The 26731-nt window shown below is 38.3% G+C and carries 26 protein-coding genes and 12 pseudogenes; 29 read left to right on the top strand and 9 right to left on the bottom strand.

Going from position 1 to position 26731, the window contains the following annotated elements:
• Positions 1 to 30: 30 nt before the first annotated feature.
• From DYY66_RS00595 to DYY66_RS00585, 3 genes and pseudogenes are all read left to right on the top strand, one after another.
• A complete protein-coding gene (locus tag DYY66_RS00595) occupies positions 31 to 1230 on the top strand; it encodes a sorbosone dehydrogenase family protein (RefSeq protein WP_166285289.1) in 1200 nt (399 codons plus the stop codon).
• A 157-nt stretch (positions 1231 to 1387) separates the two neighbouring features.
• The gene (locus DYY66_RS00590; RefSeq protein WP_218583545.1) at positions 1388 to 2059 is read left to right on the top strand and encodes a carboxypeptidase-like regulatory domain-containing protein; all 672 of its coding nucleotides are present in this window, start codon (positions 1388 to 1390) and stop codon (positions 2057 to 2059) included.
• A gap of 255 nt (positions 2060 to 2314) precedes the next feature.
• Positions 2315 to 2546, top strand: a pseudogene (locus DYY66_RS00585) (winged helix DNA-binding protein); the annotation flags it as partial.
• 162 nt (positions 2547 to 2708) lie between these two features.
• Here DYY66_RS00585 and DYY66_RS13555 read toward each other — a convergent pair.
• The 3 genes from DYY66_RS13555 to DYY66_RS00570 all read right to left on the bottom strand — a co-directional run bounded on the left by DYY66_RS13555 (position 2709) and on the right by DYY66_RS00570 (position 4854).
• Complete coding sequence (locus DYY66_RS13555; RefSeq protein ID WP_309223943.1) at positions 2709 to 3074, bottom strand: multicopper oxidase domain-containing protein; 366 nt, start codon at positions 3072 to 3074, stop codon at positions 2709 to 2711.
• Positions 3075 to 3423: 349 nt separating this feature from the next.
• On the bottom strand, positions 3424 to 3814 hold a 391-nt coding region (locus DYY66_RS13550), incomplete at its 3' end, for a multicopper oxidase domain-containing protein (RefSeq protein WP_255495944.1).
• Between the two features lie 290 nt (positions 3815 to 4104).
• Positions 4105 to 4854, bottom strand: coding sequence for a pentapeptide repeat-containing protein (locus DYY66_RS00570; RefSeq protein WP_166285285.1), 750 nt, complete (start codon positions 4852 to 4854; stop codon positions 4105 to 4107).
• Between the two features lie 225 nt (positions 4855 to 5079).
• Between DYY66_RS00570 and DYY66_RS12805 the strand changes: the two are divergent.
• The 8 genes and pseudogenes from DYY66_RS12805 to DYY66_RS15485 all read left to right on the top strand — a co-directional run.
• Positions 5080 to 5607, top strand: a pseudogene (locus DYY66_RS12805) (CbtA family protein); the annotation flags it as partial.
• A gap of 99 nt (positions 5608 to 5706) precedes the next feature.
• On the top strand, positions 5707 to 5904 hold the full coding sequence (locus DYY66_RS15495) for a hypothetical protein (RefSeq protein WP_394352517.1): 198 nt from the start codon (positions 5707 to 5709) through the stop codon (positions 5902 to 5904).
• A 135-nt stretch (positions 5905 to 6039) separates the two neighbouring features.
• Complete coding sequence (gene cofG / locus DYY66_RS00560) at positions 6040 to 7209, top strand: 7,8-didemethyl-8-hydroxy-5-deazariboflavin synthase CofG (RefSeq protein ID WP_218583540.1); 1170 nt, start codon at positions 6040 to 6042, stop codon at positions 7207 to 7209.
• 203 nt (positions 7210 to 7412) lie between these two features.
• Positions 7413 to 7694 (top strand): annotated as a pseudogene (locus DYY66_RS15490) (7,8-didemethyl-8-hydroxy-5-deazariboflavin synthase subunit CofH); the annotation flags it as partial.
• Position 7695: 1 nt separating this feature from the next.
• Positions 7696 to 8502 (top strand): annotated as a pseudogene (gene cofH / locus DYY66_RS00555) (5-amino-6-(D-ribitylamino)uracil--L-tyrosine 4-hydroxyphenyl transferase CofH); the annotation flags it as partial.
• A gap of 15 nt (positions 8503 to 8517) precedes the next feature.
• A pseudogene (locus tag DYY66_RS13540) lies at positions 8518 to 8843 on the top strand (7,8-didemethyl-8-hydroxy-5-deazariboflavin synthase subunit CofH); the annotation flags it as partial.
• Between the two features lie 148 nt (positions 8844 to 8991).
• Positions 8992 to 10341: a TldD/PmbA family protein gene (locus tag DYY66_RS00545; protein ID WP_178085562.1), complete on the top strand. Its 1350-nt coding sequence runs from the start codon at positions 8992 to 8994 to the stop codon at positions 10339 to 10341.
• Positions 10342 to 10532: 191 nt separating this feature from the next.
• Positions 10533 to 10670, top strand: a complete 138-nt coding sequence (locus DYY66_RS15485; protein ID WP_394352516.1) for a hypothetical protein — start codon at positions 10533 to 10535, stop codon at positions 10668 to 10670.
• On the opposite strand, the gene DYY66_RS00530 is transcribed toward DYY66_RS15485, so the two are convergent.
• Both DYY66_RS00530 and DYY66_RS00525 read right to left on the bottom strand, forming a co-directional pair.
• Complete coding sequence (locus DYY66_RS00530) at positions 10667 to 11674, bottom strand: sodium:calcium antiporter (protein ID WP_166285277.1); 1008 nt, start codon at positions 11672 to 11674, stop codon at positions 10667 to 10669. The genes DYY66_RS15485 and DYY66_RS00530 overlap by 4 nt on opposite strands.
• Before the next feature lie 53 nt (positions 11675 to 11727).
• The gene (locus tag DYY66_RS00525; RefSeq protein WP_166285275.1) at positions 11728 to 11961 is read right to left on the bottom strand and encodes an Lrp/AsnC ligand binding domain-containing protein; all 234 of its coding nucleotides are present in this window, start codon (positions 11959 to 11961) and stop codon (positions 11728 to 11730) included.
• Between the two features lie 121 nt (positions 11962 to 12082).
• Here DYY66_RS00525 and DYY66_RS00520 point away from each other — a divergent pair, with 121 nt between their 5' ends.
• The 13 genes and pseudogenes from DYY66_RS00520 to DYY66_RS00475 all read left to right on the top strand — a co-directional run.
• Positions 12083 to 12427 (top strand): hypothetical protein, encoded by a 345-nt coding sequence (locus tag DYY66_RS00520; protein ID WP_166285273.1) that lies wholly within the window; start codon positions 12083 to 12085, stop codon positions 12425 to 12427.
• A gap of 40 nt (positions 12428 to 12467) precedes the next feature.
• A complete protein-coding gene (gene purM, locus DYY66_RS00515) occupies positions 12468 to 13490 on the top strand; it encodes a phosphoribosylformylglycinamidine cyclo-ligase (RefSeq protein ID WP_166285271.1) in 1023 nt (340 codons plus the stop codon).
• Positions 13491 to 13536: 46 nt separating this feature from the next.
• Positions 13537 to 14345, top strand: a pseudogene (locus DYY66_RS13535) (elongator complex protein 3); the annotation flags it as partial.
• Between the two features lie 77 nt (positions 14346 to 14422).
• Positions 14423 to 14775: pseudogene (locus DYY66_RS13530) on the top strand (tRNA uridine(34) 5-carboxymethylaminomethyl modification radical SAM/GNAT enzyme Elp3); the annotation flags it as partial.
• A 294-nt stretch (positions 14776 to 15069) separates the two neighbouring features.
• A partial coding sequence (locus tag DYY66_RS00505; protein WP_166285353.1) for a GNAT family N-acetyltransferase occupies positions 15070 to 15474 on the top strand: 405 nt, incomplete at its 5' end.
• Positions 15474 to 16857, top strand: a pseudogene (gene lysS / locus DYY66_RS00500) (lysine--tRNA ligase); the annotation flags it as partial. The gene DYY66_RS00505 and the pseudogene lysS, both read left to right, overlap by 1 nt.
• Before the next feature lies 1 nt (position 16858).
• Positions 16859 to 16994: pseudogene (locus DYY66_RS13525) on the top strand (hypothetical protein); the annotation flags it as partial.
• A 1-nt stretch (position 16995) separates the two neighbouring features.
• Positions 16996 to 17190 (top strand): annotated as a pseudogene (locus DYY66_RS13520) (lysine--tRNA ligase); the annotation flags it as partial.
• Between the two features lie 3 nt (positions 17191 to 17193).
• On the top strand, positions 17194 to 17382 hold the full coding sequence (locus tag DYY66_RS00495; protein ID WP_166285269.1) for a hypothetical protein: 189 nt from the start codon (positions 17194 to 17196) through the stop codon (positions 17380 to 17382).
• 55 nt (positions 17383 to 17437) lie between these two features.
• Complete coding sequence (locus tag DYY66_RS00490; protein ID WP_166285267.1) at positions 17438 to 18241, top strand: hypothetical protein; 804 nt, start codon at positions 17438 to 17440, stop codon at positions 18239 to 18241.
• 46 nt (positions 18242 to 18287) lie between these two features.
• Entirely contained in the window at positions 18288 to 18518 is a 231-nt protein-coding gene (locus DYY66_RS00485) for an Lrp/AsnC ligand binding domain-containing protein (protein WP_166285265.1), read from the top strand.
• A gap of 1 nt (position 18519) precedes the next feature.
• Positions 18520 to 19170 (top strand): annotated as a pseudogene (locus tag DYY66_RS15480) (NAD(P)/FAD-dependent oxidoreductase); the annotation flags it as partial.
• Between the two features lies 1 nt (position 19171).
• On the top strand, positions 19172 to 19879 hold a 708-nt coding region (locus DYY66_RS00475; protein WP_218583538.1), incomplete at its 5' end, for an NAD(P)/FAD-dependent oxidoreductase.
• Positions 19880 to 19886: 7 nt separating this feature from the next.
• Here the strand turns inward: DYY66_RS00475 and DYY66_RS00470 are convergent.
• Complete coding sequence (locus DYY66_RS00470) at positions 19887 to 21350, bottom strand: MFS transporter (protein WP_166285259.1); 1464 nt, start codon at positions 21348 to 21350, stop codon at positions 19887 to 19889.
• Position 21351: 1 nt separating this feature from the next.
• Positions 21352 to 21840, bottom strand: a complete 489-nt coding sequence (locus tag DYY66_RS00465; RefSeq protein WP_166285257.1) for a MarR family winged helix-turn-helix transcriptional regulator — start codon at positions 21838 to 21840, stop codon at positions 21352 to 21354.
• Positions 21841 to 21934: 94 nt separating this feature from the next.
• Here DYY66_RS00465 and dps point away from each other — a divergent pair, with 94 nt between their 5' ends.
• The 3 genes and pseudogenes from dps to DYY66_RS12795 all read left to right on the top strand — a co-directional run.
• Positions 21935 to 22510, top strand: a complete 576-nt coding sequence (gene dps, locus DYY66_RS00460) for a DNA protection during starvation protein (protein ID WP_166285255.1) — start codon at positions 21935 to 21937, stop codon at positions 22508 to 22510.
• 78 nt (positions 22511 to 22588) lie between these two features.
• Positions 22589 to 22948, top strand: a pseudogene (locus DYY66_RS15475) (AAA family ATPase); the annotation flags it as partial.
• Between the two features lies 1 nt (position 22949).
• A partial coding sequence (locus DYY66_RS12795) for a hypothetical protein (RefSeq protein WP_394352513.1) occupies positions 22950 to 23186 on the top strand: 237 nt, incomplete at its 5' end.
• Here the strand turns inward: DYY66_RS12795 and DYY66_RS13515 are convergent.
• Positions 23183 to 23314 (bottom strand): hypothetical protein, encoded by a 132-nt coding sequence (locus DYY66_RS13515; protein WP_255495940.1) that lies wholly within the window; start codon positions 23312 to 23314, stop codon positions 23183 to 23185. The two genes, DYY66_RS12795 and DYY66_RS13515, sit on opposite strands and share 4 nt — an antisense overlap.
• Before the next feature lie 318 nt (positions 23315 to 23632).
• On the opposite strand from DYY66_RS13515, the gene DYY66_RS00450 reads away from it, so the two are divergent.
• Positions 23633 to 24565 carry a CARDB domain-containing protein gene (locus tag DYY66_RS00450; RefSeq protein WP_166285251.1) on the top strand — a complete coding sequence of 311 codons (933 nt, stop codon included), beginning with the start codon at positions 23633 to 23635 and terminating at the stop codon, positions 24563 to 24565.
• Between the two features lie 46 nt (positions 24566 to 24611).
• A complete protein-coding gene (locus DYY66_RS00445) occupies positions 24612 to 24965 on the top strand; it encodes a hypothetical protein (RefSeq protein WP_166285249.1) in 354 nt (117 codons plus the stop codon).
• A 667-nt stretch (positions 24966 to 25632) separates the two neighbouring features.
• On the opposite strand, the gene DYY66_RS00440 is transcribed toward DYY66_RS00445, so the two are convergent.
• Positions 25633 to 26043, bottom strand: a complete 411-nt coding sequence (locus DYY66_RS00440) for a response regulator (protein ID WP_166285247.1) — start codon at positions 26041 to 26043, stop codon at positions 25633 to 25635.
• Between the last annotated feature and the right edge of the window lie 688 nt (positions 26044 to 26731).

The raw sequence follows: 26731 nt of genomic DNA, 5'->3' as shown, positions 1-26731 counted from the left end.
ATTTTTGTCTTCATATTATCTGGTGTTGTCATGATACCATCATATGCAGAACCAGTCATGAATGACACAGGTTTTGTAATACAGAATTATGTCACAGGTATTTGTTGTAGCCCAACTACAATGGCCTTTGAGGGAAACGATATTCTCATCTTATCAAAAACTTCGGGGGAGGTACACTTGTTTAGAAATGGTGTTTTGCAGAACACACCAGTATTACAAGAAAATGTTACAAGCATAGGTGAACAAGGAATGCTTGGAATTACTACAGTTGGAACCAAGATCTATCTCTACTTTACAGAGTCATCAAAGATGGGTGGACACCCACTTGGAAAACGTGTTTACAGTTATGATTGGGATGGAGAACATCTAATTCACAAGACCCTGATAAAAGATCTGTCAAAGACCCAAACATACCACAATGGCGGTGCCATGGTCACAGACAAGAATGGTTCAGTATATTTAGTAGTAGGAGATGCAGGCAGTTTTGGAAAATTACAAAATCATCCAACAGGAGAACCTGATGATACCTCAGTCATTTTCAGGCTTGTACCGCCTGGCCCATACTATGCAATCGGAATAAGAAATAGTTTTGGTTTGGCAATTGATCCTGTTACAGGAAAATTATGGGATACTGAAAATGGTCCAGACTTTGGAGATGAAATAAACATTGTTCCTCCAGGCTTTAACAGCGGATGGGATGTGATAATGGGCCCTGCAAACAAAACTCAACTTGCTCACCTCCCAGGATATCCAGGATACACGTATCATGATCCCCAATTTACCTGGCAGAGAACTGTAGCACCAACTGGAATTGCTTTTTCATCAACACAAGGATTTGGAAAATACAAAGACAGTGTCTTTGTAGGAGATTGTAATAATGGCAATGTCTACCGGTTTCAATTAAATCAAAATAGAGATGGTTTTGTCTTTAACAGTCCACAACTAGCGAACAAGGAAGTAAACAGTGGAGACTCTATGAGTGAGATAGTATTTGCAACAGGGTTTGGTTGCATAAGCGATGTAGTTACAGGACCTGACGGAATGTTGTATGTAACATCACTATCAGATGGAACAATCTATAGAATAGTTCCACAGGATGATCCAGTAGGCATAGAAGCAACCATTACCAGCCCACCAATAATATACATAATATTTGCAGCAATTATTGTAGCTATCATAGCAGTATATGTCATACGTAGAAAAAAATCTAACAAAAAAATAAATCTTTGAAAAATTTACAAAAACATTCAAAAAAATCCACTTGACAATTTTTTGAGCTGTTGGAGAAAAAAATTAGGTTTTAGCTAATAACAATTAAAAAATAAAATACCAAAAGTTGAACAAATACATCATTTTCACAGTTTGTGCATTATTCATAGGTCTTACAATGACATTGTCAAATGTTCAGGTCTCTGAATCTGTACTATCAAGTAAGATGCTAATCTCAGTCAAGGCAGAAAAGGATCCAATTACAGAAGGCGGATTTCCAACAATAATAGGCACCGTAAAGGATCAGGCCTACAAGCCAATTTCAAATGCAAATGTGCTCATAAGATTTGGAACTATCATAGTTACCACTACTACAGACGACAAGGGTAATTTCAGATACCAATCTGCCGCACCGTCGACACGTGGAATATACGAAATTGATGTAACAGCAACAAAAGACGGCTATGCAAAGAGCGATACAAGTTCTACATTTACGGTTAGCCCAAGACAAGTTGTATCCACAGTAACAAAAACCATAACAGGATTACCAATACAGACAGGAAACTATACGGTATTTCTGGGAAAAGTAACACAGTGGAATCTAGAGACAACTTGCTTTGTAGACTTTGATAACAAGTACATGAGATTCTTGAAGACATGTGACTTGTATAACATTGCACCAGAGGCCTTCAAGACAGACCAACAAGTAATACCTATGGTGTCTGTCATTCAAAATAATGACGCCTATAGGCTCTTCCCAGAAAATGTATACACTAAAGCATTCAACATGGACAATGACACATTAAAGACATTTGTTGCAGATACATTTGCAAACTATACTAGTCCATAGTGGAATTAGAAATTTATAAAAAACTTCTAGTAGATCGTTACATTATCATCAAGAAAAATCTATGGATGCAGAATTCCGGTACAAAATACAATGACATGATTCAGTATTGACATGACATCAATCATTTCAAATATGATAAATGTAGTCTAATATTTTAAATTTTGTACAAATCACACATCAATTTGTATGATGAGTTAACAATGTTAATGAACAAAGTATCGCAATTTTTTATTAACTAGATTTTTACTTGAGTGTATGTCAAAACAACCATACCGATCAGAACTTGGAATGATTTCTGACGTTTTACAAGTTGCAATGGATTATGGCAGACAGGGAACAATAATTACAACCATAGCAAGAAGGGCAAACTTGTCACATTATACAGCAACTGACAAGTGTCAGAAACTCATAGATTTTGGACTGATGGAGTCAAGAGCTGACAAGAGAAGTACTTTTTTTATTATCACAGAAAAAGGGATACGCTTTTNGACAAGTGTCAGAAACTCATAGATTTTGGATTGATGGAGTCAAAGGCTGACAAGAGAAGTACTTTTTTTACCATTACAGAAAAAGGAATACGCTTTTACGAAGAACTCCAGAGATTTACAGAAACTGTACAGGCGATAAGAATAAGATATTAAAAATTATGTCAAGACTGTACAGTAAATAGAGACAACATACCAGCTGAGATATGATCATTTACATGGCAATGGTATAACCACGTACCCACGTTATCAGGATACATATCAAGTACTTTCATGCTCATTGGGAGAAGCTCAACCATATCAGTGCGCATTCCACCCATGAGAAGCGTCTGCCCATGCCAATGTGGAGTATGTAGGTCAGTCTCAGTTCCCATTCCCACCACATACCACCTGACATGAGTATTTGCTTTCATTGTCAACCCAGGAAGATTACCATACATGTATCCATTTATGGCATGCCTCATGTTGCTTTCTTGAAAATCAGCATCATCAACATTTACACTAGATGAATTCTGTGCAAATGTCTTGATATTATAATCAAGATACGGGNGAAAATCAGCATCATCAACATTTACACTAGATGAATTCTGAGCAAATGTCTTGATATTATATTCAAGATATGGACTCTTGTTTTCATTAAATATTGCAAACATTGTAACAAATTCTCTATCTACACCTTTTGGTGTACCGTCAGGATTTGCTTCTCCATGTCTTGTTATAATTATAGGTCCTGCAAGTCCTGCATAGGTGTCACTTACTTCATCAACGTGTGAATGATACATCCACACTATAGAGCTAGGATCGTGTGGTCCAGGGCCTGCACGCTCTGGAACTTGCCAGACATAAGTATAGTTTTCCCCAGGTGGTACCGAGTCACCNCGTGTGAATGATACATCCACACTATAGAGCTAGGATCATGCGGTCCAGGACCTGCACGTTCTGGAACTTGCCAGACATAGGTATAGTTTCCTCCAGGTGACATCGAGTCACCTTTTTTCTCAGATTCCGGTACACCGTCATTGTATGGTGCACCTTCAGACTCTTTTTGATAAAAAACACCGTGTGCATGAATACTAAATGGAAACCGAGCATTATTTTTGAAGACAACTTTTATAGTATCTCCAACTTCGGCATGTATCACAGGTCCTAGTATCCCAAGATGTTGCCACTTGTCTGGAATTGGTTTTAGTGTAGTAAATGTATCATCAGTATATTCTCGGTAAACTGCCTTTAGTGAAACTTTTCCTATTCTATCCTTACCACTTGCCATGTAAACATTAGCAGTGTCATCAAATGGTTTGCCTGTTATTTGGTTCATTCCAGTTGGAGCAAAATCCCACTGCACCTCATCTGCTGCAATATAGTAAGTGCGTGTTTGCCCCTGAAAGTTAGCATCAGAAAGACTGGCAGGTGCGATATTCTCACTTGAATAAAGTTCATGATTGTGAGTACCATAGAAAGACTGGTATCCTATAACAGACACAAATGTTACAAAAGATATTGCAAGTGCTACTAACATTATTTTGACTAGATCCACTTGCTATACACCACCAAGTGAGACTAGCCACTACAGACTGGATGTCCATGACATGACATATCCACTCCAGAATAATCTAGTCCTCCCAGATTAGCACCATCAAGATTGGCATCTGCGAGACTACCTCCAGTTAGATCGGAGTTACGAAGATCTGCATTTTGTAGATTTGCACCTGTAAAGTCAGCCCCCAAGAGCTCTGCTTGGGAAAGGTTGGCATTCTGCAAGTTGGCATTTCCAAAGTTAGCCAGTTCTGCTTTAGTATGTGTGAATATCAATCCCTGTAGGTTTGCATCCTGGAAATTCACACTCGGAAATATTGACCATGTTATCTTGGCTCCTCGAAGATCAGCCCCCTGTAGGTTCACATGGTAGAAATTAGAACCCCTAAGGTCAGCCCCTCGCAGGTCAGCCCCTGATAGGTTGGTGTATGCAAATTCAGTACCACTCAAGTTGACATTTTGTAGGTTTGCACCTGAAAGATTAACATTGTAAAGATAAGCATTTCTGAAAAAGCTACCTGACAGGTTGGCACCAGACAGATTTGTATTGTGTACATTGAGGCCAAAGGTAGTACAATTACTCAGATCAGTGTTTGGAGCTAGTTTCAAAGTACAAAATGTAGTTTTTGCGTGAGTTGCAATTTTTGTTGTTAAGGAATTATTTTTCTTGACATTATTTTGTTCATCAGCAAAAACCTTTGTCATTTGACTCATAGGCATCAAAACTAGTGCTGCTGTTACAAATAGTAAAATTATTTTTTGACTTGTTTGCATGGTTAGGGCAAGCTAATCAACAGTATTTAATCCGTCTGAGAGAAATTATTTTTTAAAACAAATTCTAATTCTAGTAACTTGGAATATGACAACAAGTAAACCAATAAGAATAATTTTATCATCACTCAAAAACTAGTTTTCAAATTTAGAAAAGTCATGATTCCACTTGGATAAACCATCCAACAACTTAAATACAAATCTTTCAGACAAGGGTTTGAGAAAAATATGAAGATGTTCTCTTTTCTTGTCATTGTCATATCTGCAGGTATTCTAGCAGGACTTGTACACGGCATGCTTAACATAATTCTAGTAGAACCATATCTTGACAATGCAATAGGAATTGAAAATCAGCGCCTGTTTGCAGAAGGCCAAGCAAAAGATACTCCAGACTTTTGGAAACAGTTTAGCGATTATAGAATATGGCAAAAACAAGGATCCATAGTTGCAGGAGCGATGCTTGGTGCCTCCACAGGTGCATTGCTTGGCCTCGTATTTGCATATTCAAAAAAATCACTTCCAGGCAATAATGACATCAAAAAAGCCCTCATACTAGCAAGCATAATGTGGGCAGTATTGTTTTTCATACCATTTTTGAAATATCCTGCAAATCCACCCACGGTTGGAGACCCAAACACCATAACTTTTAGAGCCACGACTTATGCTCTGTTTGTTGCCCTATCAGGAGGAGGTGCAATTGGATTTTCAATACTTTACAAAAAGATGAAAGACAAAAAGTTTCTTGCCTTTATAGGGNGTGAACCTGGCACCATAACTTTTAGGGCCACAACTTATGCATTGTTTGTTGCGCTATCAGGAGGTGGCGCAATTGGATTTTCAGTACTTTACAAAAAGATGAAAAATAAAAAAATTCTTGCCTTTGTAGGTTATGCAGGATTTATGGGAGCCATGTTTGTCATAATGCCTCCAAATCCAGATCCCATCAATGCTTCTATGGATCTTGTAAATGGGTTTCGGATAATATCGGCTTCAACCATGACAGCATACTGGATTGCAAATGGAATCATACTAGGTGGATGTGGAAAAAAGTAAAACCTGATGCAGTTTCACCATGACAAAATAAAAAATACCAATTTTTGGCAGTATTTACCGTATCTGGCATTTTTTGGTCAGTTAAATGTCAGACTATCTAAGGATAAATACAACTGTCAAAGCTATCATGACTAGTTGAGCAAGCTAATCCTTAGTTCCGAGTTGTTAAACAGTCTAGTTGATGGAAGGACACCATCAAAAGATGATGCTTATCATATTTACCAAGATTCTGAGATGGACCCAACAGATCTTTACAAAGTATCCCAATTTTTGAGAACCAAGAACAAGGGTACAAGGGTAACATACTCAAGAAAGGTCTTTTTCAATCTGATCAATCTTTGCAGGGATACATGTTCGTATTGTACCTACAAGTCAGAACCAGGTCAAGCCAAAGTTTCAATGCTATCAAAAAATGACATCACTTCACTTGTCAATGTAGCAAAAAAACAAAACTGTACAGAGGCATTGTTTGTAACAGGTGAGAGGCCAGAGCAAAAGTATCAAGAGGCAAGAACATGGCTAAAAGAAAACGGATTTTCAAGCACTACAGAATATTTGGTAGCAGCATCAGAGATTGCACTTGAGGCAGGATTATTTCCTCACACCAATGCTGGAAATCTCACCAAAGATGAGATGCGCCAGCTAAAGGATACAAATGTGAGCTTGGGTCTAATGTTAGAAAATTCAAGTGAGCGTCTTTCAGAAGAAGGCATGCCACATCAATTTGCTCCAAGTAAAAATCCCAAAGCAAGAATCAAAGTTCTCCAAAATGCAGGTGAGCTAAAGATACCAATGACTACAGGATTGCTAGTCGGAATCGGAGAAAATCCACATGAACTAATTGATTCAATTTATGCAATAAAAGAAATTCATGACAAGTACCAAAATATTCAAGAGATAATTTTACAAAACTTTCAACCAAAGATAGACACTCCAATGAAATCAAGTCCTATGCCACAAGAAAGATATTTCAAAACACTAGTTGCATTAACCAGAATAATTTTGCCTGACATGAATATCCAGATACCTCCAAATCTTTCTCCAGTATCATACTCATCATTTTTATCAGCAGGAATAAACGATTGGGGAGGCATATCTCCAATAACACTTGATTACGTAAACCCAGAATTTCCATGGCCACGCATCAATGATGTGAATACAAACTGTGCTGATGCAGGATTTCATCTAAGAGCAAGATTTCCTGTATATCCAGAGTTTTTCCACATGGTAAACTCTGATCTAGTTTCAAAAATGTCAGAGATTGCAGACTCGGACAATCTAGTAAGTTCGGAGTATGCAAAATGAACATGTCCTTGCTAGAGTCACTCTTGAAAAATTCGGATCCACTAATATCAGATACTCTAAACCGCTCACTGGATGAAAAAGAGATCTCAGTTGATGAGGCAACCAGATTGTTCTATGCAAGAGGCCTTGATTTTCACTTGGTAGGCATGGTTGCAGATGAGCTCAGAAAAAGACGCGTCGGTNGTAAGTTTGGAGTATGCAAAATGAACATGTCCTTGCTAGAATCACTCTTGAAAAATTCTGATCCTTTGATATCAGATACTCTAAATCGTTCACTAGATGAAAAAGAGATCTCAGTTGATGAGGCAACTAGATTGTTCCATGCAAGAGGTCTTGACTTTCACTTGGTAGGAATGGTTGCAGATGAGCTTAGAAAAAGACGAGTAGGCGACATTGTAACATACGTAGTTAACAGAAACATCAACTTTACCAATGTCTGCATAAAGCAATGTGGTTTTTGTGCATTTAGCAGAGACTTTCGCGAANTAGTTAACAGAAACATCAACTTTACCAATGTCTGCATAAAACAGTGCGGTTTTTGCGCATTTAGCAGAGACTTTCGCGAGGAGGAGGGATATTTTTTGCCAACAGATGAGATAGTAAGACGTGCAAAGGAAGCTCGAACACTTGGTGCAACAGAAGTCTGTGTCCAAGCAGGGCTTCCCCCAGACATGGATGCAAATACGTACGAGAACATCTGTAAAGCAATCAAGAATCAAGTAGGCGACATTCACATCCATGGGTTTTCACCAGAAGAAGTACTCTATGGTGCAACAAGATCTAATGTATCAATAAAAGAATATTTGCAGAGACTCAAGGATGCAGGAGTCAATTCCCTGCCAGGTACTGCAGCAGAGATTTTAGACCAGGCAATGCGAGATAAGATATCCCCCGGAAGAATAAGTGTAAGTAAATGGATCGAAGTCATCAAGACTGCACACAAGATAGGAATTCCATCCACTTCAACCATAATGTTTGGACATCTTGAATCACCCGAAGACAGGGCAAAGCACATGGCACTTATTCGCGACATTCAGAAAGAGACTGGAGGATTTACAGAATTTGTTCCTCTAAATTTCATCCACACCGAAGCTCCAATGTACAAGGAAAACTTGCACCACAACATACGAAATGGTGCAGATGGTAGAGATGTCTTGTTGATGCATGCAGTATCAAGAATCATGTTCAACAATCACATCAACAACATCCAGACATCGTGGGTAAAGGAGGGAGCAGATATGGCACAATTGGTCCTATCATGGGGAGCAAATGACTTTGGAGGCACTTTGATTANCAGTATCAAGAATCATGTTCAACAATTACATCAACAACATACAAACATCATGGGTAAAGGAAGGAGCCAGTATGGCGCAATTGGTTCTATCATGGGGAGCAAATGATTTTGGAGGCACTTTGATTAATGAGAGCATTTCTACGGCAGCTGGTGCAGGACATGGTCAGCTTCTCAAACCAAAAGATATCAGGCACCTAATACGACAAGCAGGAAGAATTCCAGCACAAAGAGCAACATCCTACAGAATAATCAAGACATTTGTCTCAGATGAGAGCACAGACCTACTAGATGAGGTTCAAAATACGTCCCAATTTGGTTCATACCATGAATTGATAAAGCTNGCAACATCTTACAGAATAATCAAGACATTTGCCTCAGATGAGGGCACAGACCTACTAGACAAGGTTCAAAACACATCCCAATTTGGCTCATATCATGAACTGATAAAGCTTGACGGATACAGATACAAGAACAACAGGCGACGCTAGTTGTCATACTGTGACGACATACTTGCAAAATCAAGAGCCTTGCACTTGGACGAATGTGAAATAGCATCAATACAAAAAAATATCACAACAGTAAGAATAACAGACTCAGAGATTGTAGAGGTAAAACAAAATCAGGACGAGTCTGTTGCAATACGCATCATAGATAAGAAAAGGATAATCTCAGGTAGATCATCAACTAACGAAAAAAACTTCTTGGAAAAAATATTGGAAACAAGACAGTTTACAAAACCAAAAGACTTTTGGAAGACATTGCCATATCCATCCAAAATCACACCAATAAACAAGACACATGACCCACGACTAGAAAACATCTCAGGATCTAGTGCAGTAGACATTGCAAATGAAATGATAAACTCTTCAATTCATAAAGACATAATCCGTATTTCAGGCTCGCTCAATATTGTTTCAGAAAAATTTCATTTAATGAACACAAATGGAGTAGACTGCTCAGATGAATCCACTTTCATATCAGCAACAATAAACACTGACTCTGATACAGGAGGCTTGCCTGTAAGTGGCATAGGTGCATCTTGTGCAAGAACACTGGATGGTTTTTCTGCACACAGAGTAGGTTCTGATGCCTTGGAAATGTGCACAAGTTCTATTGGTCCAAAAAAAATAGAGCCTGAGTCATATGACATAATTTTTGAGCCTTTTGCATTTGGAGAATTGCTGGCGTTTGTCTTTTCTGCAAACTTTAACCTAAAGACATATTCTGAAAAGCGAAGTTGTTTTTCAGACAAGTTAGGAGAGTGTGTCTCAGATGAGAATTTTACCCTCATAGATGACCCTCATAGCCCTGATGGAATTGGCAGCAAGTCATTTGACGATGAAGGAACTGCAACAACTCCTCAATCCCTGATAAAATCAGGGATTCTCTCAGGTCTGTATTCGGACTCGTTTGAGGCATTCAAGAATGAGACAAGTTCCAGTGGAAATGCCGTAAGACTAGGTTCCCCCATGGGAAGACAAGCCCAACCCTTGCCTACTCCACTTCCACACAACATCAAAGTGGTCAATGGAGATTTTACAAAAGAAGAGATCATAAAAGATACAAAAAAAGGAATTCTAGTTGGCAGACTATGGTATACCTATCCAGTAAATCCAGAGCAGGGAGATTTTTCCTGTACTGCAAGAAGTGGGATAAAGATAATTGAAAATGGGAAGATATGCCCCGGAGGGTCTGTCAGAATAGTTCACAACCTCAAGACATTACTGAAAAACATATCATCAATAGCAAATGATCCAAAAAACATTCTCCAGTGGGGTTCGATTCCATCCATAACACCCACTGTCAAGGTTGGAAAAATCAGAGTCTCTCCGCTCTAGAGATCAGGTAGAATAAACTGCATACCAATTCCTACAGCATACAATGCAAGCAACATCACTCCAGACTTTAATCCAAGTTTATTTTTGAACATTGGAATCAGAGCAACAATTGTAATCACAGTGACAAGTATCATTTGGTTTTCTAATAGAGATGTGTTTGAGATCTTTGCATGTAGTCCTTGGTAGNCAGAATAGTACACAACCTCAAGACATTACTGAAAAACATATCATCAATAGGAAATGATCCAAAAAACATTCTCCAGTGGGGTTCGATTTCATCCATAACACCCACTGTCAAGGTTGAAAAAATCAGGATCTCTCCGCTCTAGAGATCAGGTAGAATAAACTGCATACCAATTCCTACAGCATACAATGCAAGCAACATCACTCCAGACTTTAATCCAAGTTTGTTTTTGAACATTGGAATCAGAGCAACAATTGTAATCACCGTGACAAGTATCATCTGGTTTTCTAGTAGAGATGTGTTTGAAATCTTTGCATGCAATCCTTGGTAACTCATAGCAGCAAAAATTGCAACAGAGAGAAGCAAAGTATTGTTTAAAATCTTAGAACCAAGCACGTTTGCAACTGCAATAGATGCCCCATGTGCACCCTTTCTTGCAAGCAATATCATGGATATTTTTTCAGGCATCTCACCTGCGATTGGGCTTACTATTACTGCAAGTATGACAACGGAGACACCAAGGTCCACAGATACACCTTCGAGAGCATGAACGAACGGTTCTGCCCCTACAAAAATACCAACTGTGCCTGCAACAAAGAGTACCATGGCTCGTGCAAAATGCTTTTTGGGCTTTGCATGAAGTTCATTTTCATGCAAGTCTTTTTCAAGCGGAATCTGTTTCTTTTCCCTTTTCATCTCACGGAAGGCAAATGCAAGATACACTGAAAACAATCCGGTGAATATTATACCATCAAGAAGGTCATAGCCATCAATAAACAGAACTGCTCCTGCAACTGCGGTTATCACTAGAAAAACTTTGTCTAATCCAAACTCTTTTACATCAACAAATTTTTGCGGAGCCTTTGAGAGTCGAGTTGTTGCAATTATCAACATCACCGCAAGTCCAAGCGTCATCATGAACAAGTTACTTCCAAGTGCAGAACCAATTGCAGTACCGTATGAGCCATTCTTTGCGGCTGCAACAACTATTCCTATTTCAGGTAATGTTGTTGCAATGCTAAGCAGTGTTCTTCCGACAAATCTTCCACCCCACCTTTCTGCAAGATGCTCTGCTCCATCAGACAACAGCCAACTTGCAAAGATAAGCTCCGCAAGCCAACCAAGTAAAAATAGTATGTTAGCTGCCAATTTATCATTCTCCCAAATCTTGTACGGTTAATTGAGACAATGACAATACCAATCTAGTCTTTGACTATGATCATGGTAAGAGTTGATTTTATTCCATCTAGTTTTCTTACCTGCGTTGTTATTGCCTCTCTCAGAGATTCCATAGAATCAGACTCTAGTATCATTAACACGTCATAGACACCATACACCGGATACACTTCTTTTACATGCTGAATTTTTTTTATCTCGTTTACAATATGGAGTTCTTTTCCAAGTTCTGCGTTTATCAAAACAAATGCGCTATGCATGCAGAAACTGGATGTGTCCAGAATAAAAACAAATTGAATTTGTTCAAAAAAGCTAGCGACAAGCTCAAAAAATTCACCTAGCTAGAATTAATAAGGTATAGTACGGTATAAGTACCGTAACATGAAATCAAGAATGACATACATATCAGTCGAAGTGGCAGATCACTTCTCAGACTTTATCATAAAGCGAGATGAGCAGGTACTTGACGCAGTAAAGACAAGGGCAAGGGACTTTAGTACCATATCTATCCTAAAGTTGCTTTATCAGCTAAGATGCAGCCCAATGACATTTTCAGACCTGTATGTAAAATCAAACATACGGATGAAGCGGTCTTTTCTGAACTATCTGCACTTGTGTGTATCATACAATTTTATCAGAAAAGACCCCAAGGGGCCAAACATGGTCTACTCCATAACAGACAAGGGAAGAACTATGCTTGATTTGTTCATGCAAAAGAGCAACTGATTTCATAATTCTTTTATTCCAATCAGATAGAGCAGAACCATTGGCAATAACCTACAAGGACGCCGGAGTTGACATTAAAAAGATAAAGCAGAGTCAACAAAGCATTGGAGACATAATTGCATCAACTCACAAGGTGCAAAAGAGAGTAAGGACAATGTCTGGGTTTGGTCATTATGCAGGAATTGTAGAGATGCCGGGTGGTACATTGCTTGCAACTCATACAGATGGAGTTGGAACAAAGGTTATGATTGCACAGATGATGAAAAAATATGACACCGTGGGCATAGACTGTGTTGCAATGAATGTCAATGACATCATTTGTATCGGTGCAGTTCCCATATCTTTTGTAGATTATATCGCAGCAAACAAAAATGACCAAAAAATATTCAATCACATAGTTCGCGGATTGGTAAAGGGTGCAAAAGAGGCACAAGTTCCGATAGTAGGAGGTGAAACTGCGATACTTCCAGATTTAATAGCAGGAAAAAATTTTTCTTTTGATCTTGCAGGAATGGTGGTGGGAATTCTCAAAAAAGGCGACATGGTTCTTGGGAATAAAATTAAAACTGGCGATGTGATCGTTGGAATAAACAGTAGCGGTTTGCACTCTAACGGATACTCACTTGCACGCAAGGCTCTTCTTTCAAAGCATTCTATACATGATAAAATAAAGGGCATCGGAGTTTTAGGTGATGCACTTTTAGCACCAACTGAAATCTATGTCAAGCCAGTTCTGCAGGCAATCAAGGAATGTAATATCCATGGACTTGCTCACATAACAGGTGGCGCTTTTACCAAACTTTTGAGGCTAAAAAAGACCGGATTTATCTTGGACAACCTTCCCAGTACCCCACAAATATTTCAGGAAATTGAGGACCAGGGCGTGGAAAAAGAAGAGATGTACAAGACATTTAACATGGGAATTGGATTTTGCCTGATTGCACCAAAAGATGAGGTAGAACAGATTGGCAAAATATTCAAAAAACAGGGATTTGCAAGCAGGCAGATTGGCAAAATCACAGATAAAAAAGGCGTATACATCAACAAGCTAAGAATAGCATAGTCAATCCTAGATTAGGATTTAATACCCAAATTAATTCTAACAAGGCGTGCAAAGAGCTGAAGTAACATTTGATGACGCATGCAAAGAGATTTGCAATAACCTTCTTTCAATTTCTAGTCCTACCGACAAGGATGTAAAAAAAGAGGTCAAGCGAATTTGTATAAAATATTCATTGGAAAGAATTCCAAGAAATTATGAGATCCTTGCATTTGTCACAGGCCAGGATTACATCAAACTACAAAAGGCACTTGTAAGAAAACCTGTCAAGACAGCATCAGGTGTAGCAGTGATTGCACTAATGCCAAAGCCTTATGCATGTCCGCATGGAAGATGCAGTTATTGTCCTGGAGGAATAGAGTACAATTCTCCAAACAGTTACACAGGACGAGAGCCATCAACACAGAACGCAATTGCAAACAGCTATGACCCAAAAAAACAGATCCTCGACAAACTTGAGCACCTGATTGCATATGGTCATGATAGTACAAAACTGGAGCTTGTCATAGTAGGTGGAACATTTCTTTTCATGCCTCGCAGTTACCAGATTGATTTTATAAAATCATGCTATGATGCACTAAACGGGTTTGATTCTAAAGATTTAGAGTCTGCCAAGAAAAATAATGAAAAGACAAATTTCAGAAATGTGGGATTCACGATAGAGACCAAACCAGATTATTGCAAAAAAGAACACGTGGATTGGATGCTAGAATACGGAGTGACACGAGTGGAGATAGGAGTACAGAGTCTACATGAGAAGGTATACGAGATTGTAAACAGGGGACATACGTACAAAGAGGTTATAGAATCATTTGAGATATCAAAGGATGCCGGATACAAGATAGTGGCACACATGATNGGAGATAGGAGTACAGAGCCTACATGAAAAGGTGTACGAGCTTGTAAACAGGGGACATACATACAAGGATGTCACNACCAGAGGAAGACATTGAGGATTTCAAGAAGTTATTTGCAGACCCACAGTTAAGACCAGACATGCTAAAGATCTATCCAACTCTAGTGTTAGAAGACACTCCACTTTATACAACATACAAGGAGGGAAAATTTACTCCATATTCAGACGATGAGATGGTACGAGTACTCACAGAGATAAAAAAAATTATTCCAAGATGGGCAAGAATAATGAGGGTGCAAAGAGAGATTTCATCAGACCAGATAATTGCAGGTCCAAAACTTGGCAATCTGCGACAGATAGTACAACAGAATCTAAAAAAACAAAACATCTCCTGCAAGTGTATCAGATGTAGAGAGGCAGGACTTTCAGATANACCAGATAATTGCAGGTCCAAAACTTGGCAATCTGCGACAAATAGTACAGCAGAACCTAAAAAAACAAAATATCTCCTGCAAGTGCATCAGGTGTAGAGAAGCAGGACTTTCAGACGGTACAATAAACATGGATGACATAAAAATGCACAGGGAAAATTATGACTCATCAGGTGGAAATGAAGTCTTCTTGTCATATGACGATTCTCATGACAAGATATTCGGATTTCTGAGATTAAGAAAACCAAGTGCTATGGCACACAGAAGCGAGGTTACTTCAAACACATGCATAGTNGGTACAATAAACATGGATGACATAAAAATGCATAGAGAAAATTATGACTCATCAGGCGGAAATGAAGTCTTCTTGTCATATGATGACTCACATGACAAGATATTCGGATTTTTAAGATTAAGAAAACCAAGCAGTGGTGCACATAGAAGCGAGGTTACATCAAACACATGCATAGTAAGAGAGCTCCATGTGTATGGAAGATCATTGAAGATTGGAGAAAGAGAAAACGATACAATCCAGCATTCAGGATTGGGAAAGAATTTGATGGGCGAGGCAGAAAAGATTTCAATGGAAGAGTTTGATTCAAAGAGATTACTTGTGATAAGCGCAGTAGGCACAAGAGAATATTATAGAAAACTTGGTTACACCCAGCTTGGTCCATACATGTCAAAGGATTTGAAATAATGGAAGAAGAACAGCAGATAATCGGCAGAGGCACATGGATTGACAAACTTGCAGATGAGTTACTGCAAAGAGAAAAATCACTTGGAAGAAAGACAGATTTGATTAGAGTAGAGAGCGGTCTTGGGGCATCAGGAATACCACACATAGGAAGTCTTGGTGACGCAGTAAGGTCATACGGAGTAAAACTTGCCCTTGAAAACTTTGGATACAAGTCTGAATTGATTGCGTATTCGGATGATCTTGATGGCTTACGTAAGATCCCAGAAGGCCTACCAGAATCATTAAAGGAGCACATTGGAAAACCAGTATCTTTTATTCCAGACCCATTTGGGTGTCATGACTCGTACGGGTTGCACATGAGCAGTATACTGCTAGACGGTCTTGACAAGCTTGGAATCAAGTACAAATTCCAACGTGGTGTTGACACTTACAGAAACGGACTGTTAAAAGATCAGATTCATACAATTTTAACAAACAGCAAAAAAATCGGTGAAAAAATTGCAGACATGGTTGGCCAGGAAAAATACCAAGAGGCTTTGCCATATTTCCCAGTCTGTGCAAACTGCGGGAGACTGTACACTGCAAGTGCATACGAATACCTTGCCGATGAAAAAAAGATCAAGTACAGATGTATTGATACAACAATTGGTTCAAAACCAATGAAAGGATGTGGTCATGAAGGCATAGCTGATATCACAAAGGATCTGGGCAAGCTTCCATGGAAAGTAGAATTTGCAGCAAGATGGAGTGCATTTGATATCAGATTTGAAGCATATGGTAAAGACATCATGGATTCAGTCAAGGTAAATGACTGGGTCTCAGAAGAGATTTTGGGCTTTCCAGCACCCACACATGTAAAATATGAAATGTTTCTTGACAAGGGAGGAAAAAAGATATCAAAATCGCTTGGAAATGTGCTAACGTCACAGGCCTGGCTCAGGTATGGCACCCCAAAGACGATACTTTTGTTGCTCTACAAGAGAATCACAGGAGCACGTGAGGTAGGAATTGATGACATTCCAGCACTTATGGATGAATACAATGAGCTTGAGAACATCTATTTTGGAAAAATAAAACTTGACAATGAGACCAAGGCAATAAGATCAAAGGGACTGTACGAATATGTCAATTTGTTAAATCCTTCAAAGAGTCAGAAACCATATGTTAACTATCGATTACTAGTACAATTGTGCAGAATATTTCGTGAAAACAGAATTCCTCTTGTTACAAAAAAACTGCTAGAGTACGGTACAATAAAAGAATCAAGCCCAGAGATAGAGGAACTTATCACGCTCGCAGGAAATTATGCAGATGATTATGATAACACAACAAAAGTTGAGATCCAACTAGATGATATTTCAAAACAAGTGCTAGGCCAACTGGNTGCAGATGATTATGATAACACAACAAAAGTTGAGATCCAATTAGATGATGTTTCAAAACAAGTGCTTGGCCAACTGGTGAACATTTTATCATCAGACCAAGAACCCACAGATTTACAAAATACAATTTACCAGATTNTCATCAGACCAGGAACCTACAGACTTGCAAAATACAATTTACCAAATTGCCAAAGACAAGGGAATGCAACCAAAAGACCTGTTCAAGATGCTATACCAGATCATATTGGCATCAGACAGAGGCCCAAAGATTGGACCCTTGATAATAGACATAGGAAGAAAGAAGATAGCATCTTCCATTTCAGAACACCTGTAAGACATGGCACACAGTGAACACAACAGACCAAAGGGAAGTGGGGTGATACTAATTGCAATTGGAATATTGATCTTCTTTTTTGTCCCACAATACTATACAAAAGACTTGGTAGGAGGCATGGCGCTCATCATACTCGGGTTTATCTTGGGCGGAATAGGCTTTTACATTGCATTTCTAAAAAAACGAAGATAGTTCTAGTCAAAACCCAAAAGGAATACTTTTCTTACCTAATGCCAAAGTTATCTTCATGGGTCTTTTTGGACGCTCAAAGAGGGAACACATTGAAGATATAAAACAAGAGGAACAAATCTTACCCTCAAGAGAAGAAGATGCCCATGAGGTAGCAGACCTGAAAAGAGAGATCCAGAATACTGCTATGACACTAGAATCATACTCTCACGAACTTGAAAAGTCAAAGGCCGAGCTTGATGCAGTATTATCAGAGGCAAAGATTACACGCGAGGAGGTCGAATCTGCAAGAGATGAGATCAAGTCAATCAAAACAGAACGAGATTTGATTTCAAATCAGATAAAATCTGCAAAAGAAGAACTAGATCTTGTCAAGTCACAATATTCTAAGACCGAAGTAGAACAGACAAGACGACAGATAAATGACATAAAAGAAGAATTATCAAGAATAAATTATGAAAAAGATTCTGCGATAACAGAGCTTGAGTCCATAAAGTCTAACATAAACTTGGCAAGAGATGAACTAGAAAAGATATCATCTTCAAGAGAGAATGAAGAGCGAGAGATTGAGTCGTTAAAGGCACAACATGAAATAAAGAAAAGAGAAATTTCCTTGTCCAAAAAAGAGTTGGAGTTTATTGAAACAGAGCTTGCAACAGTTGGAAGAAGTAATGAAGCCAAGAAAATTGTAGAAGCAGCAGGAGCAGTTGCCGCTTCAATAAATGCAAAGTATGAAGATGCCAAGAAAGAACTTGAGATAATAAAAGTCGCGTTGGCAAGAACAAAGGAAGAACACGAAAACACCAAAAAGGAACTGGAGTCTCTAAGGAATACAATCAATACAAAAAATATTACAATGTGATCATCCATTAGACAATCTTTTTATCATATGAAAATCATACAAGCCTGTGAATGAAGCATTTGTATTATTAAATGTCGATTACAAGCAGCAACAAAACATAATCGAGACTGCAAAAAAAATTCCAATAGTCAAAGCAGTAAAGACAATTTATGGAATATACGACGTTTTGGTAATTCTAGAATCAAACAATATGCAAGATATCAAGATAGCAATTGACGTAGATTTACACAAAATTGACGGAATAAACAACATCACATCACTTATTGCCGTAAACTAGAATGACCCAAGACCATGAGGTAATCATAATCGGAGGGGGACCTGCAGGACTTTCTGCAGGAATATTTGTGGCAAGACAACGAGTCTCATGTCTGCTGATTTCAAAAGACTTGGGAGGACAGCTAAACCTAATCCCAAAACTTGAGAATTATCCAGGAACAATAATGTCAAGTGGGCCAATTCTTGCAAAGACACTTGAAAACCAGTTTCTAATGTTTGGTGGAGAAATGATATACGATACGGTAGAAAAAGTTGAAGAGATAGAATCCGGATTGAGTGTCAAGACAATACGCTCAGAGTACAAGACCAAAGCCCTAGTTGTTGCCCCAGGCAAAGTTCCAAACAATCTAGGCGTAGAAAACGAATCCAATTTCGTAAACAAAGGAGTGCATTATTGTACAAAGTGTGATGCACCATTTTACCAAGGAAGAACAACTGCAGTGATTGGAGTTGGATCATATCTTTTAGAATCCGGCATCTTACTTTCAAGGATGGCATCTAAAATTTATCTAATCTACAAGGGAGGCGCATTAGGAGGAGACAAGGAAATGATTGCAGCAATCGAAAAGAAAGAAAACATTGAGCTTGTTCCCCAGTCTTCTGTAAAGGCTCTCTCCGGTACAAACAATCTCCAGTCAATTACACTAGTAGATNGGATTGAGTGTCAAGACAATACGTTCAGAGTACAAGGCAAAAGCACTAGTTGTTGCGCCAGGCAAAGTTCCAAACAATCTAGGCGTAGAAAACGAATCCAATTTCGTAAACAAAGGAATACACTATTGTACAAAGTGTGATGCGCCATTTTACCAAGGAAGAACAACTGCAGTGATTGGAGTTGGATCATATCTTTTAGAATCTGGCATCTTACTTTCAAGGATGGCGTCTAAAATTTATTTAATCTACAAGGGAGGCGCATTAGGTGGAGACAAGGAAATGATTGCAGCAATTGAAAAGAAAAAAAACATTGAGCTTATCCCACAGTCTTCTGTAAAGGCACTTTCCGGCACAAACAATCTTCAATCAATTACGCTAGTAGACAATTCAGGACAAGAAAAAGTTGTAAACGTGGATGGACTCTTCATAGAGATGGGTTCCAAGATCAATCTTGATTTCATAAAACAGTTGGTAAAGATCAACAGCAAAAGCGAGATTGAAACCACTCCAGATGGCAAGACTTCGCACCCTGCAATATTTGCAGCAGGAGATGCATCAAGCATACCATACAAGCAGATAGTAGCAGCTTGTTCCGGGGGTGCAACTGCAGGACTGTCTGCCTTTAACTATGTAGAAAAACTCAAGGGCAAACCAGGTGTACGGGCAGACTGGAAAAAGACCATCGGGGATACAGTATTTCACTACTAGAATGATACTAGTGCACTAGAGTAGATTTTCCCAGTTGCCGTTTTAAGATAATTGAGATTCCTATTGAGACAAATGATACCAATGTGGCGGTAAGAAATATCAGGTTGTAAGAATCGGCATTAGGAAAAGATCCTGCAAGTCCAGCAAGTGTTGTTTTGTGAGTCTGCATGTACATTGCAGCCATTGCAGGACCAATAGACGCACCAACTATTCTTATCAATGTGCTCATTCCAAGCGATACACCAATATCCTGTTTAGGAGTGGAAAGCAAGATTACATTCATTGCACCTACACTTGTAAGCGACAATCCAGTTGACAATATTGCAAGGTTGACAGATACTAAAAGTTCGGTTGAATGATTCAGGAAGAGACTTGCAAACCCAATTGTACTAATTATGCTGCCAGCTAGTATTGGTTTTGTAGAACCAAGTTTTGATATTATAAAACCAGATGTTGGTCCGAATATTAGTAAGACCAGTGCAAATGGAAGTTGAACATTGCTAGTCATCAGAGGATCTTCGCCAAATCCTAATGGAGATGGGCTTCGAACAAGTACAGGTATTGTTTGAAATACCATAAACATGGACAATCCAACAATCATTATCAAGATATTACATGACAGAATTGTTCTATTTGCCAGAACTTTCATGCTGACAAGCGGAGAACTTGATCTTTTTTCTATGATTGCAAAAAGTATCAGATACACAATTCCAATTGCTACAAGACCCATTACAGAAAAGGAGTTAACACCGTCTCCGGTTTCTTCCATTGTCAGCGCCATTAAAAATGCGGCAATAGAAACTGTCAAAGTTATCGCGCCCTGAATATCTATCTTGTTTTTTGTGTTGCCCCTGTTTTGTTCTTTCAGATGAGGCTCGTCAATGTGCACAAAGCGTGCAATCACCCCAAGTAGTATAATCACAATAGGAATTATTGAGAAAAATGTAGCATTCCAGCCATAGTTTTGTATTAAATGTCCTCCTGCAACAAGACCTATGACAGCACCTGTTGCAAACATGGAAGATATGATACCCTGTCCTATTGCAAGCTTGCTCCTAGGAAACATCTCACGAATTATACCAAAAGCAATAGGAAACATGGACATACCAATGCCCTGGATTATACGAATTGCAAGCATCTGGTAGATATCTGTGACAAATCCACCAAGAGATACACCAACCGCATAGACTGCCATTACTACAAGAAGCATTTTCTTCCGTCCATAGATGTCTGAGAGCTTACCAGCAATCGGAGTCATTATTGCACCTGCAATGAGATATGCAGTTAAGATCCATGATGACATGTCATAGGATATGTGAAAGTCTTTTATCAGATCAGGGAGTGCAGGAACCAGCATGGTCTCAGCATACATAACCATGGTAGCAATCAAGCTAAGAATTGCAAGTGTCTTCCATGCAGCAGGAGAGATTTTTTCGTGTAATTCTTTTTCACTAGGATTTGAAACTTTCATCTCAGACCATCCTGTTTATTTTTTTTACAGATACAACAGCCTTGTCAATCTCAGAAAATGATGCCAAGTTCTGAGATATTTTGCGAAGCGTTTCAAGAGTTGTCTGTATATCATTTTCAGAAATATTTTTGGTAGAAGATTTTCTTATCTTCAGAGCACACTCTACCATAGATTCCCACAAAGAATCAGCTTTTTGTGTAAGATAAATTCGGTTTACTCGCCTATCACTTGAATCAGGTTTTCTTTTTAGTAATCCTTCTTTTTCCATCTTGTCAATTATTGGAACAAGTGTTGCACCTTCAATTCCCACCTTGTCAGCAATCTCTTTTTGTGTAAGGCCGGGTTGTATCACAAGCGCCCCAACTACACGCCATTGACTTAGAGAAACGCCCGCAGTTTTTCGAAGCTCAATATCAAATGATTTCTGAAATGCTTTGGCAGTCATGTTTACTACAAAACCCATGCTGTTCTCAAAGTCATATCTAATCATGCCTAGACTACTAATCATTAGCATACTAATGATATAAGCCTTGGTGACAATAATATCGATTTGCTTATATCTGAAACAGACTTTGACTCAAGTCATGGTTAAAGAACCTAATGTAGTAGGAGTAAAAGTCCTAGAACAAAATGGTGTTAATGTAAAGGAGCTCATAAAGGCCCTAGTTTACAATGCATCAGTAGAGTTTACGGCATACTATTACTTCACAAATCTAAGAGCGCACTGTGTCGGAATGGAAGGAGAGGCATTAAAGGGAATAATCGAGGATGCAAGATTAGAAGACCTAAGTCATTTTGAATCTTGTTTGTCAAGAATCTATGAGCTTGGCGGAAAGTTACCACTCAATGCTCAAGATTTTATCAAGATGTCAGGCTGTGAATTTTTGCAGCTTCCAACAAACCCAATAGATACAAAAGCAATTTTAGAAAAATGTCTCAAGGCAGAACAAGGTGCCATAGTCAACTGGAACAAGGTGTGCAAGATGACACATGGAAAGGATCCTGCAACATATGATGTTGCAAAGGATATCCTTAGAGAAGAGATAGAGCACGAGGCATGGTTTTTAGAATTATTATATTCAAGACCATCAGGCCATATGCGAAGAAAGTTTCCAGGAGAGAGACCACATACCCAGAAACATTCACGAGCTTTGGGTTAACATCATTTTTTCTTTCATATTTTTTCAAAACATCAGGATAAATATCTACAAGCAAATCAGATACTTGGTAACATACAATTGATAATAATCATATGCGGTCTTCCAGGAGTTGGAAAAACTACGCTTGCAAAAAATCTTGCCCCAAGGATAAATGCAAGCATTTTGTCTTCAGATAAAATTAGAAAAGAGTTGTTTCCCATTCCGACTTATTCCACATCAGAACTGAAGATGGTTTATGATGTAATGATTATCACTGCAAAATACCTCAATGATATAGGTGAGAACTGTATCCTAGATGCAACATTTAACAGAGAAGATTCCAGAATGGAGGTGAAAAAGAAACTGGGGTTGAATGATAGACAATTTCAGATAATAGATTGTTCTTGTCCAGAGGAGATTGCCATTTCAAGACTTGGGTCTCGCAAAGACGACTATTCCNTTGGACGATGGACAATTTCAGATAATAGAGTGTTCGTGTCCAGAAGAGATTGCCATTTTAAGACTGGAGTCTCGCAAAAACGACTATTCAGATGCAACAATACAAGTATATCAAAAGATGAAAAGTATGCGTGAGCCTGTAAAGGCAGACCACATTACAGTAGATACAACACAGTCTCCAGATGAAAATGCTGCAAAAGTAGCAGAATACATTTCAAAAAGATTAGACAAAAACTAGGGCAATTCTTCAGAGCTTGGTGCACAGTACTTGTGGACCCATTTTCCTGCAGGATTTTTTGCAATCTCCTCGCCTGACTTGATCTGTGCATTGCATTCTGAACACGTAGTCTTGAACTTGGCTTTCATGATATCACGATACCAATACCGAATAGATAAACTATCAAAGATGCAAACAGGTGATAAACAAGGTCAACTCACTAGAACATCTACTTTTTATCAGACCCATATGGGATCATTTAAGATCCATACCCTTACGATAATAAGTCAACCCAAANGCAAACAGGTGATAAACAAGGTCAACTCACTAGAACATCTCCTTTTTATCAGACTAACATCGAATCAGTTGAGATCCATACCCTTACGATAATAAATTAACCCAGATGTAAGAAAGAATCAAAAACATATCAATAAAAGTGCAAATACCGCATCAATTTTGGATGAATTTTGTCAGCGTCTAGAAATATCTCCATCATAGTTTTTTCATTACTAGTTTTGAGCATGTGTATTCCTGCATATGCATTACAGTCAAACATGCTTGATCCAAATCTTCAGGTCACTTTAGAGTATCCAGATGTAGTAAAGCATAGAGACAGGTTTGTCTTGTCATCCGTAATCAAGGCAACTGCAGACCAAATATCAAACATCACTCTTTCAATATCCTCGCCTGAACTGTACTCTACAAACAATACTTTTAGTTTGTCAAAGCTTGCAAAAGATTCTACTTTTGGAAATGACTTTAAACTAGAAACAAAGAGCGATACACCAAACGGAATATTTGTTGCAAATGCCCAAGTCACGTACTACATCAAGGGACTCTTTGACGCAAATCCTGTCAAAAATACATTTACTCATGCATTTAATCTCAATACACAATCTAGTCCAATTTTGAGTATTGACATCCAGGCTCCAAACAATGTATTTTCAGGAGAACCTTTTTCGATAAAAGGTACAATAAAAAATCAAGGTACCATGGCCCAGAATGTACAGATCACAGCATATTCAGATGACATTAGTCTAGAAGGCAAAAAATCATTTTTACTTTCAAGTCTTGACTCTGGAAAAAGCTCAGACTTTGAGTTTTTAGTAAATGTACCAAAAGATCTTGACATTCCAACCCATGCCGCAATTCATGTAAATGGTACATATTTTGACGATTCAAACCAGTCGCACTCGATTCAAGATTCAGTAAACATATTTGCAAGACATAGAGGCATGATGGAGATTGGTGATGCAAACGGAATTTGGCTTGGTACATTTTTTATTGCTCCCGTGGTTGGAGTTGGTACAATTGTTTCAAGTGCAATAGGGTTTTTCATTTTCTTGTGGCATTTTAAAAACAGAAAGAAACAAAAAAAGAATAAAAAACAAAAGACATAGCATCACCCTTAAATTACCTCAAACTTGGCTCTAGTTTGATCATACCATGGTAAAGCCAATAGTTTATGGTGCAATAGGTGGAGGAGTTGCAGTGGCTGTAGCAGTCATTGTTCTTTTTGCATTCCACCCTGCAACACAACAATATGCATTGACTGTAGATCCAAGAACCGAGATGGTCATGGGTGTAGGTAATGTTGTTCGAGTTTATGTGCAGAATACAGGTTCATCTCCATTGACAAATGTCAAAGTAGATTATGGAACTAGTTCTGAACCAGCATTACCGATTTTGAATCCAGGCGAAAAACAAATATTTTCTCCACCAGCAGGTACAAAGATGATAACAGTGACAAATGATCAAGGCGTCACAGTAATGAAATCCATCTCAGATTCAATGCAATAAGAATCTAAAAATTATCAAACTTGTTTTATTATTTAAAAATCTGGAAGAGATACACTAGTATTTCCAAAAGCATACCGAACAGTATTCAAACTGTTTATACGGTATGGGTTTTGCTTATGGTAACTTTTTGGTATTCTTCAGGATTTTCTTCTTTTAGTCTTTGAAAATAGACTTCTTCATACGGCATTCCATCAATTTACCAAATTTCTATTTAAAGAAAATATACACTAATTTTACCAAGCTAGGTCAAATATTTCACAATTCACAAGATGAATAATACACAATTATAAGAAATAACGAGTTTTAACTGAGTGTCATTTATTCATCAGCATATGACAGACGATGTCCTAATCAAGAAAATCAAGGAAAAAATAGCCAATATGAAACCAATCTAGAAAAACAGATAAGCGAGACGGAAAAAATTTGGGAAGATACAGGTCTTGACCCAAAGGATCCATCATACCTAATAGAAAAAACAATGAGGTTTGAGATGGCCCAAACAAGTATCAACAAAGTGTTTTTCCAGTTCAATGAAACCATCAAAGAGTACAAAAGACTATGCGCTGAACTTGAAAAATCCGACCAGGATCAGGATAATGTGTAAAATCAAGATTAACTAGTATTTGACAAGATTTTCCAATACTAAATTTGCTTGCAGATCAAGTAATCAGTTGAAGAATTTAATTTGGCCCGCATGTGCAGCTGATTCAATATCGTGTATGATTTTTACCAGATCATTAATGTCAAATGGTTTGTAGACTACAGCAGTAGCTCTAAGATCTTCTAGCCTCTTGGCAGTATCCTGAGATAGATCCGTTGTAATCATTATCACTGCAGCATCAGAGTTCATTTCTCTAATGTGATCCAGTGCATACAGTCCATCGGTATCAGGCATGACAACGTCCAAAAGTGTAATATCCGGTTTCAGTTTTCCATATAACGTAACAGCATCATTGCCATTACGCCCTGTTCCAACCACTTGGAAATTTTTCAACTCCAAGAGTTCAACAAGAAGAGAACGAACATCTGGATTGTCATCGACTACAAGGACAGTCTTTAGTCTATGATTATTTTCCACTTGTTTTGTACAGGACATTCCCTATTTAAGGCATTTTCCAGAGTATAATCACTGTTTAGAGAGAATCAGATCCAAATCATCGCGCAAGCATTCACACATAAGTAGTGATCTACCTACATTTATTGGGAAAATACGAACGAAATTCACCAAAATCGATATAAAGAACTCTTGTTGACGTATACATAGAAATCCATGAAGACAATCACCGAAAAACAGATAGAAGCATCAGATGCATTCTTGGCCACAAATGACAATTCTAAAATTTTATCACAGTTAACCGAAGTGTTATCAGTGTTATCAAAAAATGATGCTTTGACAATATTTCTCATGGCAAATGAAGGAATCAAGTCAGAGCTTGACACACCAACAAAAATAGGCCTGACAAAGAAGCAGTACTATACAAGACTAAAACAATTGGTAGATTTGGGTTTGATTACCAAGAACAACGAATCATACGTCCAGACAGCATTTGGTAAAGTTGTTTATCAAAAACACATCATAGGACTAACAAACAACATCAAGAATTCAAAATACTTGCAGATGGTCGATGTGCTAAAAGCAGATCCAAAATTCAACGACAAAGATATCATGGAGTTNGTATACATAGAAATCCATGAAGACAGTCACCGAAAAACAGGTAGGATCATCAGATTCATTTTTGGCCACAAATGACAATTCTAAAATTTTA

Origin of the sequence: Candidatus Nitrosotalea sp. FS, from assembly GCF_011319475.1 — an archaeon.
In the GTDB taxonomy this organism is placed as follows: domain Archaea; phylum Thermoproteota; class Nitrososphaeria; order Nitrososphaerales; family Nitrosopumilaceae; genus Nitrosotalea.
The sequence above is the reverse complement of the archived record's forward strand: the minus strand, read 5'-3'. Positions and strand labels throughout refer to the sequence as shown.